Here is a 15,569-nt window from a genome sequence, read left to right on the forward strand (position 1 = left end):
ATGGATCGCCCCGGCCGGATCATGACCGAGGCCGCGCAGGCCTATAGCTTTTCGCGCCGTGCCTTCGTGCTGGGCGCGGCCCAGGCGGGTGTCGGCCTGATGCTCGCCGGGCGGATGGCGTGGCTGTCGATCGCGCAGAACGAAAAGTACAACCTTCTCTCCGAGAGCAACCGCGTCAACACGACGATGATCCCGCCGCGACGCGGCTGGCTGATCGACCGGCATGGCATGCCCATCGCCAACAACCGGACGGACTTCCGCGTCGACATCATCCCCGACCGGCTGGAGGACAAGGACCGGGTGCTGGAACTGCTCCGCCGGATCCTGAAACTGGACGACGAGGCGATGAACCGCATCCGCCTCGACCTGGAACATGCCGCGGGTTTCCAGCCGGTGCAGGTCGCCGAGCGGCTCGACTGGGAACGCTTCGCGGCGGTTAGCGTCCGCCTGCCCGAGTTGCCGGGCGTCCAGCCTACGCGCGGCTTTGCCCGCTTCTACCCCGCAGGTCCCGCCGTTGCGCACCTGACCGGCTATGTCGGCACGCCCACCGCCGAGCAGTTCAAGGCGACGCATGACCAGTTGCTCGTCACCCCCGGCTTCAAGCTGGGCAAGGACGGGCTGGAAAAGATGCTGGAGCCGTATTTGCGCGGCAAGCCCGGTGCCAAGCGCGTCGAAGTGACCGCGCGGGGAAAGGTCGTGGCCGAGTTGGCCACCCGCCCCGACACACCCGGCAAGAATATCCGCCTGACCATAGATGCGGGGCTGCAGGAATATGCCGCGCGCCGCCTGGGCACCAATTCGGGGTCGGCGGTGGTGCTCGACTGCCGCACCGGCGAGACGCTGGCGATGGTGTCGATGCCCGCCTATGACCCCAACAGCTTCTCCGATGGGATCAGCCATCTCGAATGGTCGATGCTGTCGGAAAACGATCACGTGCCCTTGATGAACAAGGTCACGCAGGGGCTGTATCCGCCCGGCTCGACCGTCAAGCCGATGAACGGTCTGGCGCTGCTGGAGGCGGGCGTCGGGGCGAACGATCGGGTGCTCTGCACCGGCGCGATGCGGGTCGGGACCGGTGTTTTCCACTGCCACAAAAAGGGCGGGCACGGCGCGCTCAACTTGAAGGGCGCGATCGAGCAGAGCTGCGACATCTATTTCTACGAGATGATCCGGCGCATGGGTTATGACCGGATCGCGCCGATCGCGCGGATGGTCGGGCTGGGCCAGAAATTCGACCTGCCGCTGAGCACCCAGCGTTACGGCACCGTGCCAGATGCGGCGTGGAAGCTGAAGAAATACAAGACGAAATGGACCGTCGCCGATGGCCTGAACGCCTCGATCGGTCAGGGCTATGTGCTGGCCAATCCGCTGCAGCTGGCGGTAATGGCGGCGCGGCTCGCGTCCGGGCGGCATCTTCAGCCCAGCATGCTCGCGCATCAGGTTCATCTCGATGCCCCCGCCCTGCCCGTTGCCTCCGAGCATCTGGCGGTGGTGCGCGATGCCATGTTCGGCGTGGTCAACCAGGGCGGCACCGGCGGTGCGGCGCGGATGCTGGTGCCCGGCGTCAGCCTGGCGGCCAAGACCGGCACCGCGCAGGTCCGCCGGATCACCATGGCCGAGCGGCGCATGGGAGTGCTGAAGAACGGACAACTGCCCTTCAAGCTGCGCGATCACGCGCTGCTCGTCTGTTTCGCGCCCGCCGACAATCCCCGCTACGCCGCCGCCGTCGTGCTGGAGCATAACGGCCATACCGTGCGCAATCTCGACGCGCCGCTGATCGGGCGCGACATCATGACCTATCTGTTCGACCGCGACCGGGCATTGGCCTCGCTGGCGGAAGGCGAACCGACCTGGGGCGGCGACATCGCCACCCGGATGCGCGCCGAGGAAGCCGCCTACCGCGCGGCGCATGCCCCTCAGCCCGCTGCCGCCGCGACCAAGACCGATGCGGGCGCCGCGACCGACGCCCCCGCCGTCGAGGCCGCGACCAACGTCTCCGACGCGCAGGCCGAGGCGATGGCGACGCGCGAAACCGATCCTGAAGACGCAGGCGACCCCAATCCATGAGCGGCCCCCGCATCATCCCCGAACCGATCGCGCAGCTGCCCTGGCGGGTCATCCTACTGGTCACCGCCATCGGCTGTTTCGGGCTGGTCGTCCTCTATTCGGCAGCGGGCGGCTCGCTGACCCCCTGGGCCAAGCCGCAGGGCGTGCGCTTCTTCGTCCTGCTGGCCGGATCGCTAGTGCTGTCGCGCCTGCCGCTCGACCTTTGGCGACGGATCGCCATGCCGGGCTATCTGGTGCTGGTCGTCGCCCTGGTACTGGTCGAGTTGCTCGGCGCCGTGCGCGGGGGCAGCCAGCGATGGCTGGACGTCGGCTTCATCCGCCTCCAGCCGTCCGAACTGATGAAGCTGTTCATCGTGCTGGGCGCCGCACGCTTCTACGAACTGATGCCGCCGGCCGAGACACGGCGTTTCTCCGGCATATGGCCCGTCGCGGCGATGATCGCGGTGCCCGCCGCGCTCGTCATGAAGCAGCCCGACCTCGGCACCGCACTGATGATCTGTGCGGGCGGAGCGACGGTCATGTTCCTGGCGGGCGTGCCGCTTCGCCTGTTCATCGGCGGGGCAATGGCGCTGGCGGTGGCGGCGCCGCTGGCGGTCAACTTCGTGCTGCACGATTATCAGCGCAACCGCGTGCTGATCTTCATGAACCCGGAAAGCGATCCGCTGGGCACCGGCTATCATATCAGCCAGTCCAAGATCGCGATCGGATCGGGTGGCATCTGGGGCAAGGGCTTCCTGAACGGCACCCAGAGCCATCTCGACTATCTGCCCGAGGGACATACCGACTTCGTCTTCGCCACCATGGCCGAGGAATGGGGGCTGGTCGGCGGCTGCTTCCTGATCCTGGCCTTCATCCTCGTCATCCGCTGGGGCCTGAACGTCGCGCAGGCGGCGCAGACGCGCTTTGCCCGGCTGACGGCGGCGGGGTTGTCGACCACCATCTTCATCTATGTCATGGTCAATCTGATGATGGTCATGGGCCTGGCGCCCGTGGTCGGAATCCCCCTGCCCCTGGTCAGCTATGGCGGATCGTCGCAGATGACGGTGCTGTTGTGCCTGGGCATCCTGATGGCGATCGACCGCGAAAATCGCCGCCCCGCACGTTGGTAAGGCAAAAATTCGGCAAAAAGCATTTGCAAAGCGGCGGAGGCCTGCTAAAGGCGCGCCTCCCGATCACGAGGCGGGCCGCCGGACGGCCTGACGAGCGTGACGAACGGACGCATAGCTCAGTTGGTAGAGCAGCTGACTCTTAATCAGCGGGTCCTTGGTTCGAGCCCAAGTGCGTCCACCAGTTTCTCCAACGGCCCTGCAGCGATGCGGGGCCGTTGTGCATTGGGCTCCCATGGCCCTCCAGCGGGATGAAGGATTGATGGCAGGATATAAAGTTCCCGGTTTCGCCGATCGCGCATCGGCTTCGCGCGACGCAAAGGCCGCCGCGCTGGAAAAGCTGCGCAACAAGGCCGCGCCCGACCCCGAGGTCGTCGCAGCCCGCGCCGCCGCCCGCGCGGCCAAGGAAGCCGCCGAGGCCGAGCGCCGCGCCGCGCACAAGGCCGCGATCGAGCAGGAAAAGGCCGCCCGTGAGGAAGCCCGCGCCAAGGCGAAGGCCGAGGCCGAGGCTGCCGCAGAGGCCGCTGCCGCCGCTGCACGCCCGCCGGTGGTCCCCACCGCCGCCGAGCTGAAGGCCGCGCGCGACGCCCGCTACGCCGCTCGCAAGGCGCGTCAGGGCAAGTGACCCCGCGCGAGCTGCTGGGCATCGCCGAGGTGCCGGGTGGCGAGCCCCTGCGGCTGTTCCGCCGGGGCAAAGACTTCATGATCGTGCTCGATCGCAATGAACTGATGAGCACGCGCATGAGCGGCTCGGAAGTGGCGCTGGGCACGATGACCTGCGATCGGCTGGGTGGGCGCAGCGCGCCGCATCTGCTGATCGGCGGCTATGGCATGGGCTTTACCTTGCGCGCCGTACTGGCCCGGCTGGGCCGCGATGCGCGGGTGACGGTGGCCGAGCTGGTCCCCGGCATCATCGAATGGGCACGCGGGCCGATGGTCGAGCTGACCGCCGGGTGCCTGGACGATCCGCGCGTGACGCTGGCGATGGGCGATGTCGGCAATGCGATCTATGCGGGGCGCGGGCAATATGACGCGATCCTGCTAGACGTCGATAATGGCCCCGACGGGCTGACCCGCCCGGCCAATGACGGGCTCTATTCGAACCGGGGGCTGGACGAGGCACGGGTCGCGCTGCGTCCCGGCGGCGTGCTGGCCATCTGGTCGGCCGCGCCCGACCCGGTCTTTACCCGGCGGCTGTCGCGTGCGGGATTCCTGGTCGACGAGGTCAAGGTCCGCGCCCGCGAGAACGGCAAGGGCGCGACCCACACCATCTGGTTCGCGACGCCGCGCTGAGATCGCAACGCCGCCCTCACCCTTCCCACCCGCTTAGGCGGGCGGGCCCCTTCCCTCTCCCGATGGGAGAGGGAGGGAGGCGCGAAGCGCCGGAAGGGTGAGGGTGTTCGGCAGATCAATCCTCCCGCTTGGCGCCGTCCAGCTCTTTGCGAACCCGCTCCTGCTCCACCGCATCCCGCCACTTTTCGGCCTTAGTCCGTCCGAACCGCACGCGGTTCTCCGCCGCCTGCTGTTCGGCGGCCTTGCGAGCCAAGCCCTTGCGCGCCTGACGGAAGTTCACGACCTCCCCCATCAGTGCCGCCGCAGCCGCCGGAACAGCCCCTTTCGCTGGCTGAACGCCTCAAACATCTCGTCCGGGCCTTCGGGGTCAAGCACTTCATTGTCCGCCAGCCATTCCTCGACGCTAGACAGGTCCGGCACCTCATAGGGGCGCAGGCTCCGCCCTGCCTTCCCGCGCAGCGCCTCGACCGCGGCGATCAGGGAGCCGGTGCGGGCGACGGCATCGCCGACCAGCCTGGGCGCGATGCCCAGATGCTCGCCCAGCAGATCGTCCCGGATCGCCGCGATCCGCCGCCCGGCGGGGCTGTCCGCTTCGACCGCGATCGCCAGGTCGCATTCGGTATCCAGCCGCATGGATCGATTGTTCAGGTTGGACGAGCCCAGCCGGAAGACCTGGTCGTCGGAGATCAGGATCTTGGCATGGCAATAGATCGCCTCGCCCCCGGCGGTGAAGGGATGATAAAGCCGCAGCCGCCCATGCCGGTCGCGCCGCCGCAACGCCTCGACCAGCCGGGCGCGGGCGGTGTCCATCGCGATGGGCTCCAGCCAGCCTTGCGCGGTCAACGGGTTGATGATGACGAATTCCGGGCCATCCTCTTCGTCCAGCCGCCGGGCGATCGCCTCGGCCACCCGGCGCGAGGCGAAATACTGGCTCTCGATATACACGTAGCGCTCGGCCCGTGCGATCTGGGCGAGGAACAACGCCTCATTCTCATGGACCGGGGTTTGATCGTCCATTTCCGGCATGGTGCGGGCGATGGCCACCGGCTGGTTGGTGAAGTCGGGCTCCAACCCTTCCGGCCAGCAGCTTGCCCCCGGCACGGCAGCCCCCATCGGCTTGCCGCCTGCCGCATGCCAGCGCTCGCGGAACAGCTCGCCCAGCGCGTGCGTCACCGGGCCTTCCACCGCGCTGATCGCGTCGTGCCAGGGCTTGTAGGGCTGGCCGCCGGGCCGCTTGCGACCGGGATCGTCATCGCGATGCTCGCGCGTATCCCAGCGCTCGCTGGTCATGTCGATGCCGCCGCAAAAGGCGAGCTGGTCGTCGATGATGACGATCTTCTGGTGATGCGAGGCGGCGATCGGGTGATGGCCGTCCAGCTTGGTATGGATGCGCTTGTGCGCCATCCACTTCAGGACGGTGAAGAAGGTCCGCCCCCGGAACAGCGACTTGATCGCGCCGGTGTCCCAGCGGAGCAGGAAAATCTCCAGCTCGGGCTGGCGCTGGACGAGCGAGTAGATGAAGTCGCCGACCGTCTCGCCGGGTGCCTCGTCATGATCCAAGACGATGCGCGCGTCGAAGTCCCAGCCGATCAGCAGGATCTGCCGCCGCGCATTCAGCATCGCGCGGCGGGCCATCCGGAAATATTCCTCCGCATCGACGATGACTGCCATGCGATCGGCCTGCTCGATCCGCCAGCATTCCTGTCCGACCTTCAACGACGATCTCCCCTGTTGACGTCCGCGTCATGCCCCGACGACCCGGCCCTGGCAAATGCCGAAACGGCCAATTCCCGCAAAAGGTCAGGGGATCAAACGCGAAAAGGGATCAGAAAATGCGGTAGCGGACCGGGCGGATCGACAGCGATTGTCCGGCAGTTGCCTCCTCCGCGACGGGCAAGTCGAAGGTCAAGGGCTCGGCGATCCCAGCAAGCTCGGCCGTGATCCGGCGGGACCGACCAATGGGGCGGCTCGCCAATATGGTGACGGGCAGTGCGTCGGCGGCGCCCGGCTCGGCCAGCTCGACATCGTGCGGGCGGATATGAATTTCGCCCCCGCCCTGCCCGCGCGCTTCGTCGGGCACGGTCGCCAGCCCGTCGCCGATAACCGCCGCGCCATCCCGCCGCGTGACGGGCAGTCGATTGGTCTCGCCGATGAACGATGACACGAAGGCGGTGGCGGGCGCGCTCTGCACCTCGGCGGGGGTGCCGATCTGCTCGATCACGCCGCCACGCATCACGACGATGCGGTCGGCAATCTCCAGCGCCTCTTCCTGGTCATGCGTCACGAATATCGAGGTCAGCCCGGTCTCGTCATGGATGCGCCGCAGCCAGCCGCGCAAGTCCTTGCGCACCTGCGCGTCGAGCGCGCCGAACGGCTCGTCGAGCAGCAACAGGCGCGGCTCGATGGCAAGCGCGCGGGCCAGCGCCACACGCTGACGCTGGCCGCCCGACAGCTGCGCGGGGTAACGATCGCCCAATTGCGGCAATTGGATCAATTCCAGCAGCTCTGCGACCTTATTGGCGATCGCGGCCTTGGCGGGCCGGTCGCGCCGCTTGCGCACCGTCAGGCCGAAGGCGATGTTGTCGGCGACCGTCATGTGGCGGAACAGCGCATAATTCTGAAACACGAAACCGATCCGCCGCTCGGCGGCCGGGGTGCCGGTCATGTCCTGCCCGTCGAACAGGACATGCCCCTCATCAGCGAAGTCCAGCCCCGCTATGGTCCTGAGCAGCGTGGTCTTGCCCGAACCCGACGGACCCAGCAACGCCAGGAACTCGCCCGGTTTAGTCTCCAGCGTCACGCGGTCCAGCGCGGTGAAACCGCCGAACCGGCGGGAGATATTGTCGACGACGATGCTCAATGCGCGGCTCCCGCCCGATGGATGCCGAAACGCCATTCCAGCACGGTCTTCACTCCCAAGGTCACCAGCGCAAGCGAGGCGAGCAGGGACGCCACCGCGAACGCGCCGACAAAGTCATATTCATTGTACAGGATTTCGACGTGCAGCGGCATGGTGTTGGTCAACCCCCGGATATGCCCCGACACCACCGACACCGCGCCGAACTCGCCCATCGCGCGGGCGTTGCAGAGCAGCACCCCGTAAAGCAGGCCCCAGCGGATATTGGGAAGCGTGACATGCCAGAAAATCTGCCACCCATTCGCACCCAGCGAGCGCGCCGCTTCCTCATCGTCGCGGCCCTGCTCGGCCATCAGCGGGATCAGTTCGCGCGCCACGAAGGGGAAGGTCACGAACACCGTCGCCAGCACGATGCCTGGCACCGCGAAGATGATCCGCACCCCATGCTCGGTCAGCCACGGCCCCAGCCATCCTTGCGCCCCGAAAAGCAGCACGAAGATCAGGCCGGACACCACCGGCGACACCGAAAAAGGCAGTTCTATCAGTGAGATGAGCAGGCTTTTTCCACGAAAGTCGAACTTCGCGATCGCCCAGGACGCCGCCACCCCGAACACCGCGTTGATCGGCACCGAGATGGCGGCCACCAGCAGGGTCAGGCGGATCGCCGCCAGCGCATCCGGGTCGACCAGCGCGTCGAAGAAGACCCTCCATCCCTTCGCAAGAGCGCCCGCGAAGACCATGACCAAGGGCAGGAACAGGAACAATGCTAGAAACAGAAAACCGACACCGATCAGCGCCCGCCGCGCCCAGGGGCTTTCGATGGTCGTAGGGTTGGAATTGCTCATCGCGTTCCCCGCTTGGCGCGCCACGCCTGGAGCAGATTGACGAACAACAGCATCGCGAAGGACAGGACCAGCATCACACAGGCGATGGCGGTCGCACCATTATAGTCGAACTGCTCCAACTGAGTAATGATCAGCAGCGGCGCGATCTCCGACTTGAAGGGCATGTTGCCCGCGATGAAGATGATCGAGCCATATTCTCCCACCCCCCGCGCAAAGGCGAGTGCGAAGCCGGTCAGCAAAGCCGGGGCAATGGCGGGCAGGATCACCCGGCCAAAGGTCTGCAAACGGGAGGCGCCAAGCGTCGCGGCGGCCTCCTCCACATCGCGACCCAGATCGGCGAGAACTGGTTGAACCGAGCGAACAATGAACGGCAAACCAATGAAAACAAGGGCAATTGTTACACCCAGAGGCGTATAGGCGACCTTGATCCCGAGCGGCGTCAGCAGCGACCCGACCCAGCCATTTTCCGAATAGAGCGACACGAGCGCGATGCCCGCCACCGCCGTCGGCAACGCGAAGGGCAGGTCCACCGCCGCGTCGATCAGCTTCTTGCCCGGAAACTCATAGCGGACGAGGATCCAGGCGATGAGCAGCCCGAACACCGCATTGATCGCCGCCGCCGCCAGTGCCGCGCCGAAACTCAGGCGATAAGCGGCCAGCGCGCGCGGTGACAGCCCGACTTCGGCAAAGCCGTCCCAGCCCATGCCCGCCGCCCGGATGACGAGCGCCGACAACGGGACCAGCACCACCAGCCCGAGCCAGAAAATGGTCATGCCCATGGTCAGGCCGAAGCCCGGCAGCGCCGAGCGGCGCTTCCTCCGCAACACCGTGATCAGCGCCGCTTGGCCTGGCTGCCATAAATGGCGTCGAACACCCCGCCATCCGCGAAGAACCGCTTCTGCGCCGCCGCCCAGCCGCCGAAATCCTGGATCGTCACCATGTCCAGCTTCGGGAAGGTCGCGGCATGCTTGGCCAGCACCGCCTGGTCGCGCGGGCGATAGAAGTTGCGCGCGGCGATCTCCTGGCCTTCCGGCGTATAGAGGAACTTCAGATATTCGGTCGCGACCTGTTCGGTCCCATGCGCCTTGGCATTGGCATCGACCACTGCAACCGGCGGTTCGGCCAGGATCGAGATGGACGGCGCCACGATGTCGAACTTGCCCGCGCCCAGTTCCTTCTCCGAGAGCAGCGCCTCATTCTCCCAGGCGATCAGCACATCGCCCAGCCCCCGCTCGACAAAGGTCGTCGTCGCCCCGCGCGCGCCCGAGTCCAGCACGGGCACATGGCTATAGAGGTCGGCGACATATTTCTGCGCCGCCGCATCCGAACCGCCAGCCTTCTTGCCATAGGCCCAGGCCGCCAGGAAGTTCCAACGCGCGCCGCCGCTCGTCTTCGGGCTCGGCGTGATGACCTGCACGCCCGGCTTCACCAGATCGGCCCAGTCGCGAATGCCCTTCGGGTTGCCTTTGCGGACCAGGAACACAATCGTCGAGGTATAGGGCGCGCTATTGTCCGGCAGGCGGGTCTGCCAGTTGGCGGGCAGCAGCTTGGCCCGCTCGGCGATCGCGTCGATGTCATAGGCCAGCGCCAGCGTCACCACATCGGCGGACAGCCCGTCGATCACCGAGCGCGACTGCTTGCCCGATCCGCCATGACTCATGCGGAACGACACGGTCTTGCCGGTCTTGGCCTGATAATCCTTGGCGAAGGCGGCGTTGACATCCTTGTACAGCTCGCGCGTCGGATCATAGCTGACGTTCAGCAGCTCGACCGTGCCCTTGCCGTTGCCGCCGCCCGAACAGCCGGACAGACCGACCGTACCGATCATCAATGCGGCCAACATGGCCGGAAATGGTGCTCGCATCTGGATCCGTCCCTTTCGTTTCGGCGCGTAACCTATCTCGATCCCCCTGATAGGAAATGCCGTAAAGCTTGGGACGCACAAAGCCCTGCTTTTGCTCCCTCGATCCTGACAGAAGCCCGTTCCGGCCCTGCCCGGCCTTGTATCGACGGCGCACAAGGCCGATCTCCGGCCCGCATTCGACCCCCTAGCCTTTTCGAAAGGACCTACATGACCGCCCAGCAACTTGATGTAAAAACCGGCCTTTATATCGGCGGAGAGTGGCTGGGGCCGGAGGGGCGCGATACCCAGGCGGTGCTGAACCCGGCGACCGGCCAGTCGCTGGGTGAGCTGCCGCTGGCGACCGCCGCCGACATGGACCGTGCGCTGGAGGCCGCCGCGCGCGGGTTCGAGCAGTGGCGTAAAGTCGCGCCGCAGGAGCGCGCCGCCGTCCTGCACCGCACCGCCGCGCTGGTCCGCGAGCGTGCCGAGGAACTGGCCCGACTCGCGACGCTGGAGGAAGGCAAGCCCATCGTCGAGGCGCGCGGCGAGGTCGCCGCGACCGCCGCGCTGCTCGATTTCCATGCAGGCGAAGCGGTCCGCATCTATGGGCGCGTCCTGCCGCGTCCCACCGGCACCCGCTCGCTGGTGCTGCACCAGCCGGTCGGCCCGGTCGCGGCCTTTTGCGCCTGGAACTTCCCCGTCATGAACCCGGTGCGCAAGATTTCGCCCGCCATTGCGGCGGGTTGCTCGGTCATCCTGAAGCCCAGCGAGGAAACCCCCGCCAGCGCCATCGCGATCATGCGCTGCTTCCAGGATGCGGGCCTGCCCGGCGATGTCGCACAGCTGGTCTTCGGCGTGCCCGATGCGGTGTCGCGCCACCTGCTCGCCTCCCCGGTCACCCGCAAGCTCAGCTTCACCGGGTCGGTCCCGGTCGGCAAGCACCTGCTGAAGCTCGCCGCTGATACGGTGATGAAGTCGACCATGGAGCTGGGCGGCCATGGCCCGGTGCTGGTCTTCGACGATTGCGATCTCGACAAGACGCTCGACCTGCTCGTCACCCACAAGTTCCGCAATGCGGGCCAGGTCTGCGTCGCGCCCACCCGCTTCCATGTGCAGGAGGGGATTTACGAGCGCTTCGCCAAGGGCTTTGCCGAGCGCGCCGCCGCACTGAAGATTGGCGATGGCCTGTCGAACGATACCCAGATGGGCCCGATGGCCAATCCGCGCCGCCCCGAGGCGATCGGCGCGATGATCGAGGATGCGGTGAAGAATGGCGCACGCAAGCTGACCGGCGGCGAAGCCCAGGCCGGTAACGGCTTCTTCTTCTCGCCCACCGTGCTGGCCGATGTGTCGCTCGACGCCAAGGCGATGAACGAGGAGCCGTTCGGCCCGATCGCGCTGATCCGCCCCTTTGCCACCACCGAGGACGCCATCGCGGAAGCCAACCGCCTGCCCTTCGGCCTGGGCGCCTATTGCTTCACCGAGAATGGCCGCCGCCAGAATCAGCTCGCCGACGAGATCGAGGCGGGCATGGTCGCGATCAACACCGTTCGGCTCAGCTGGGGCGATGCGCCTTTCGGCGGGGTCAAGGAAAGCGGCTATGGTTCGGAAGACGGGCCAGAGGGCATCGCCAACCATATGATTACCAAGGCGGTTCACATCGCCTGATAGGAAGATTGGGGTCAGGCTCGCGCGCGATAGGCCGCGCGGGCCGCCTCCACTTCGGGCTGATGCGTATCCGCCCAGCGGATCAGCGCCCGCATCGGCCCCAGGAACGACCGGCCCAGATCGGTCAGGCTATACTCCACCCGTGGCGGCACCTCCGCATAGACGGTCCGCTCGACGAAACCATCCTCCTCCAGCCGCCGCAGCGTGCGCGACAGCATCTGTTTGGACACATCGCCGATCCGCCGCAGCAGGACGTTGAAGCGCAACGTTTCCGGCTCCAGCGCGGCGAGGATGAGCAGGCTCCACTGATCGCCGATCCGGTCCAGCACATCGCGGATCGGGCACCCGCCCTCTCCGGTCGGTGGGGCGGTCACGTCCATGTGACCTGGTCCTTGGACAATGACGTCTTGTGGCGCGGGATGACTGTGCATATTCATGGTCTACAATCCAGACCATCGAAAGGAAAGAGCATGAAGATCGCGCTGATCGGAGCCTCGGGCAATGCGGGCTCGCGGATCCTGCAGGAATTGTCGGATCGCGGCCACGCCGTGACCGCCATCGCCCGCACGCCCGAGCGGATCGCGGCGCTGCCCGGCGTCACCCCCGTCGCAGGCGACCTGAGCGACACGGCCGCGCTGGCCGAGACGCTGCGCGGGCATGATGCGGTGATCAGCGCGGTGCATTTCCTCGTCACCGATGCCCAGGCCCTGATCGACACCGTCCGCGCCTCGGGCGTGAAGCGCTATCTGGTCGTCGGCGGCGCAGGCAGCCTGGAAGTCGCGCCCGGCCAGCGCCTGATCGACCAACCGAACTTTCCGGAGGCGTATAAGGCGGAGGCGAGCGCGGGTGCTGACTTCCTCGACCTGCTGCGCGGTGTGGAGGATCTGGAGTGGACCTTCCTTTCGCCCTCGGCGATGTTCGTCCCCGGCGAGCGGACGGGGCAATTCCGGCTCGGTACCGACACGCTACTGTCCAACGAGCAGGGCAGCAGCATCTCGTTCGAGGACTATGCCATCGCGCTGGCCGACGAAATCGAGCAGCCCCGCCACATCCGCCAGCGCTTTACGGTCGGTTATTGAGGAACTTACACAGTCGGGGCTGCACACGCGGCCCCGACTGCCAAAAAAATGTCAAAAACCCCCTTGGCAGGTCGGACATGCCCGGCTAATAGCCGCCCCACCAGACGGGGACACGCTCCCCGCCGTGCCGCAGACCGGCATCGGACGCATAGCTCAGTTGGTAGAGCAGCTGACTCTTAATCAGCGGGTCCTTGGTTCGAGCCCAAGTGCGTCCACCATTCAATCAAAAAAGTGCGAAAGAGCGATTTCGCGAAGTCAGTAAACTCCACGATTTAAACGCTCGGTGAAGCGAGCCATACCTTCGGCAGATCGTCGATGTTGATCGTCTTCCAACGTCATTGGCTCGTTTACAGGCTCGATCGCGTAGATTGCGACGCCATCAAAACGCTCGTTACAAACGGGGCATCTAACCTTACGCGGCGAGTTGTCTTTGACGGTAAATGTCAGGCGTCCATCTCTTAATTCGCATGTAGGGCAGACCGGCAGGCCCGTAGGCTGGCCGCTATTATCAGCCTTATACTTGAAGCCGCCGCGCCCCATGACAAGCAACGCTTGACCTGCAAGCGTTGCCTTCAACCGTTCAAACTCAGCATCTTTTTCTAATGCCGCCTCTCGCGCCGCCACTAACTCGAGGCGAGCATCGCTTAGCGCGGTCATGAGCTCGGCAATCTGGACCTTATAGGCCGCAGCGTCCCAGCCCTTCTCTACGGCTCGAAGCCCTTTGGCTACATCAAGAGCCTGCCCGACGGCAGCAATCGCTTCCATGATCGGCATAACATCTCCCGCACATGACCATTAAAAGCTACAGGTCGATCACTGGCCCGAATTATTAGGCCTAGAGGCCCCCTGCCCCGAAGGCGGCACCGGCGGGGTGGACGACTTCGCATCGCTCACCGCCTCGTCATACCAGCGCGATAGATCGGCCTTCATGCGGCGTAGCGCATCGGGGTTGAGGTAGGTCATGTGCCCAGCCGGATAATAGGTGAAGCGCAGATTGGCCTGCTGCGCGGGCTCCAGCATCATATGGCCCAAGTCGTTCTCGGTGCCGAAGAATGGGGTCGCCATGTCGTAATAGCCGTTCATCGACAGCACCTTGAGATACGGGTTCGCGCGCATCGCAGCGCCCAGGTCGATCGCGGTATTCGGATTGTTCTGCCCGCCGTCGGGCGACTTGTGCTTCCAGTTCCAGGTCCAGCCCGCCGCCTCGCGCGCCGACAGGCGATAGGGAAGTTCGGTCTTGTAGCCGAGCGTGGACTGCAGATAGTCCTGGAAGGACGCGATATAAGCCCCTGAAATAGCGTCGGAAGAAGCATCCGTCTCCGGTGCCTCGCCCGCCGCGTCGGTATCGATGCCGAGATAACGCGAATCGAACCGCCCCACCGTGCGCGCCGACCCGCGCAGCAATTCCTTCTGGAAACGCGGCAGGTCGATGCGCAGGTTCGCGCGCTTGATATAGTCGGGCGAGATGCCGATCAGGCGGCTCATCTGCTCGGCGATCTGGTCGCGCTCCTGCGGCGAGATGCTCTGCCCCTTGGCCAGCGCCGACATATACGGGCCGACCGCGAAGGCACGGGCTTGCGCCACCACGGTCGCGACATCGGCTGGGCGATCGGCCAGGCGGTTGTGATACCAGGCGGTCGCAGCATAGCTGGGCAGGTAATTGAGATAGACCTGATCCAGCCCAGGCTGCCGATAGCCGTAATTCATGATCGAGCTGAGCAGCACGACGCCGTTCAGCGCCACGCCCTTTTCCTGCAACTGATAGGCCAGCGCCCCCGAGCGCAGCGTGCCATAGCTCTCGCCCAGCAGGAATTTCGGGCTCATCCAGCGGCCATATTTGGTGACGTAACGCTGGATCGCGCCCGCAAAGACATCGACATCCTCGTCGACGCCATAGAATTGCGCGGGCTTCATATCGCCCAGCGGCCGCGAATAGCCGGTACCGATTGCGTCGAGGAACACGAGGTCGGTCTTGTCGAGCAGCGAATCCGGGTTCGGCCCGACATCATAGGGTGCGGGCCGCACGAACTCCGGGCTGGTAGTGCGGATGCGGATCGGCGCGAACGAACCCATGCGCAGCCAGAAGGACGGCGATCCCGGCCCGCCATTATACAGGAAGGTCACAGGCCGCTTGGTGCCGGGCTTGGTGCCGTCGAGCGTATAGGCGGTGTAGAACATCGAGGCGGTCGGCTTGCCCTCGATATCGCGCACGGTCAGCGTACCGGCCGAGGCGATATAGGGATAGGCGCGGCCATTGATCGTCACGCTGTCGCGGTGGCGAACCTCGGTTTCCTCCAGTGGCGCCCGCGCCCAGGCGGCTTCCGCCTCGGCCTTGGCGGCTTCATGGTGCGCGGCCTTTCTCTCCCCTTCCTCCTGTGCGGCGAGCGGCGCGGTCATGGCGGTGGCAGCGAAGAGGAGAGCAAGGCTGTTGCGGATCACGAATGGCTCACGGGTTGGATGACGGAAGCGTCATGGTTCCCGCGTTTCGGCATTCGAGGCAAGAGGTTGCGGGGGCGTGGGGCGATTATCCTTTGCTTCGTTCAGCCTGAGCGATGTCGAAGGGTACGGGTAAGGCCACGGGTATAGCCTCAATTCAGGCCGTTCCCCGGCGAAGGCCGGGGTCCAGTTTCTGTTCGGATGCGATGGCCCGATAAATTTGCGTGGGAGACTATGTCCACCGGGCCATTGGCCTCCCACTCGCCGTTGCCATTCCCTTTCGGCTTCGCCGGAACTGGGCCCCGGCCTTCGCCGGGGAACGGAAAGGGAGAGGTTTCCCTTGGCCTCCGGCTTTGCTCAGGCTGAACGGAGGGG

15 protein-coding genes and 2 tRNA genes are annotated in these 15,569 nt (G+C 65.8%); 8 read left to right on the plus strand and 9 right to left on the minus strand.

Annotated elements, in window-relative coordinates:
* The 5 genes from mrdA (at nt 1) to KV697_RS03585 (ending at nt 4,466) form a co-directional block, all read left to right on the plus strand.
* Complete coding sequence (gene mrdA / locus KV697_RS03565) at nt 1–2,067, plus strand: penicillin-binding protein 2 (protein WP_219020131.1); 2,067 nt, start codon at nt 1–3, stop codon at nt 2,065–2,067.
* Nucleotides 2,064–3,176 (plus strand): rod shape-determining protein RodA, encoded by a 1,113-nt coding sequence (gene rodA, locus KV697_RS03570; RefSeq protein ID WP_219020132.1) that lies wholly within the window; start codon nt 2,064–2,066, stop codon nt 3,174–3,176. The genes mrdA and rodA overlap by 4 nt, the downstream gene beginning before the upstream one ends.
* A gap of 105 nt (nt 3,177–3,281) precedes the next feature.
* Nucleotides 3,282–3,357: transfer RNA gene (locus KV697_RS03575), tRNA-Lys, on the plus strand.
* A gap of 78 nt (nt 3,358–3,435) precedes the next feature.
* Nucleotides 3,436–3,798 (plus strand): DUF6481 family protein, encoded by a 363-nt coding sequence (locus KV697_RS03580; protein WP_056438408.1) that lies wholly within the window; start codon nt 3,436–3,438, stop codon nt 3,796–3,798.
* Nucleotides 3,795–4,466, plus strand: coding sequence for a spermidine synthase (locus KV697_RS03585; protein ID WP_219020133.1), 672 nt, complete (start codon nt 3,795–3,797; stop codon nt 4,464–4,466). The genes KV697_RS03580 and KV697_RS03585 overlap by 4 nt, the downstream gene beginning before the upstream one ends.
* A 115-nt stretch (nt 4,467–4,581) precedes the next feature.
* On the opposite strand, the gene KV697_RS03590 is transcribed toward KV697_RS03585, so the two are convergent.
* The 6 genes from KV697_RS03590 to KV697_RS03615 form a co-directional block, all read right to left on the minus strand.
* The gene (locus KV697_RS03590; protein WP_219020134.1) at nt 4,582–4,758 is read right to left on the minus strand and encodes a DUF4169 family protein; all 177 of its coding nucleotides are present in this window, start codon (nt 4,756–4,758) and stop codon (nt 4,582–4,584) included.
* Nucleotides 4,758–6,137, minus strand: a complete 1,380-nt coding sequence (locus KV697_RS03595) for a phospholipase D-like domain-containing protein (RefSeq protein ID WP_219021219.1) — start codon at nt 6,135–6,137, stop codon at nt 4,758–4,760. The genes KV697_RS03590 and KV697_RS03595 overlap by 1 nt, the downstream gene beginning before the upstream one ends.
* Before the next feature lie 154 nt (nt 6,138–6,291).
* Nucleotides 6,292–7,326 (minus strand): sulfate/molybdate ABC transporter ATP-binding protein, encoded by a 1,035-nt coding sequence (locus tag KV697_RS03600; RefSeq protein WP_219020135.1) that lies wholly within the window; start codon nt 7,324–7,326, stop codon nt 6,292–6,294.
* Nucleotides 7,323–8,168 carry a sulfate ABC transporter permease subunit CysW gene (gene cysW, locus KV697_RS03605; RefSeq protein WP_219020136.1) on the minus strand — a complete coding sequence of 282 codons (846 nt, stop codon included), beginning with the start codon at nt 8,166–8,168 and terminating at the stop codon, nt 7,323–7,325. The genes KV697_RS03600 and cysW overlap by 4 nt, the downstream gene beginning before the upstream one ends.
* Nucleotides 8,165–8,995, minus strand: a complete 831-nt coding sequence (gene cysT / locus KV697_RS03610) for a sulfate ABC transporter permease subunit CysT (protein WP_257575587.1) — start codon at nt 8,993–8,995, stop codon at nt 8,165–8,167. Before cysT ends, cysW begins: the two co-directional genes overlap by 4 nt.
* A 5-nt stretch (nt 8,996–9,000) precedes the next feature.
* Nucleotides 9,001–10,011: a sulfate ABC transporter substrate-binding protein gene (locus tag KV697_RS03615; protein ID WP_306822682.1), complete on the minus strand. Its 1,011-nt coding sequence runs from the start codon at nt 10,009–10,011 to the stop codon at nt 9,001–9,003.
* A gap of 228 nt (nt 10,012–10,239) precedes the next feature.
* Between KV697_RS03615 and KV697_RS03620 the strand changes: the two genes are divergently transcribed.
* Complete coding sequence (locus KV697_RS03620; RefSeq protein ID WP_219020137.1) at nt 10,240–11,679, plus strand: NAD-dependent succinate-semialdehyde dehydrogenase; 1,440 nt, start codon at nt 10,240–10,242, stop codon at nt 11,677–11,679.
* Between the two features lie 14 nt (nt 11,680–11,693).
* Here the strand turns inward: KV697_RS03620 and KV697_RS03625 are convergent, their stop codons facing one another.
* On the minus strand, nt 11,694–12,059 hold the full coding sequence (locus tag KV697_RS03625) for a winged helix-turn-helix transcriptional regulator (RefSeq protein ID WP_219020138.1): 366 nt from the start codon (nt 12,057–12,059) through the stop codon (nt 11,694–11,696).
* A 90-nt stretch (nt 12,060–12,149) separates the two neighbouring features.
* Between KV697_RS03625 and KV697_RS03630 the strand changes: the two genes are divergently transcribed.
* Together KV697_RS03630 and KV697_RS03635 are read left to right on the plus strand one after the other, a co-directional pair.
* A complete protein-coding gene (locus KV697_RS03630; RefSeq protein WP_219020139.1) occupies nt 12,150–12,758 on the plus strand; it encodes an NAD(P)-dependent oxidoreductase in 609 nt (202 codons plus the stop codon).
* 142 nt (nt 12,759–12,900) lie between these two features.
* Nucleotides 12,901–12,976: transfer RNA gene (locus KV697_RS03635), tRNA-Lys, on the plus strand.
* A gap of 37 nt (nt 12,977–13,013) precedes the next feature.
* Here KV697_RS03635 and KV697_RS03640 read toward each other — a convergent pair.
* Nucleotides 13,014–13,532: a hypothetical protein gene (locus KV697_RS03640; RefSeq protein WP_219020140.1), complete on the minus strand. Its 519-nt coding sequence runs from the start codon at nt 13,530–13,532 to the stop codon at nt 13,014–13,016.
* Nucleotides 13,533–13,571: 39 nt separating this feature from the next.
* A complete protein-coding gene (locus KV697_RS03645) occupies nt 13,572–15,155 on the minus strand; it encodes a S10 family peptidase (protein WP_219021222.1) in 1,584 nt (527 codons plus the stop codon).
* Nucleotides 15,156–15,569 lie beyond the last annotated feature (414 nt).

Source organism: Sphingomonas sanguinis, from assembly GCF_019297835.1.
In the GTDB taxonomy this organism is placed as follows: Bacteria; Pseudomonadota; Alphaproteobacteria; order Sphingomonadales; family Sphingomonadaceae; genus Sphingomonas; species Sphingomonas sanguinis_D.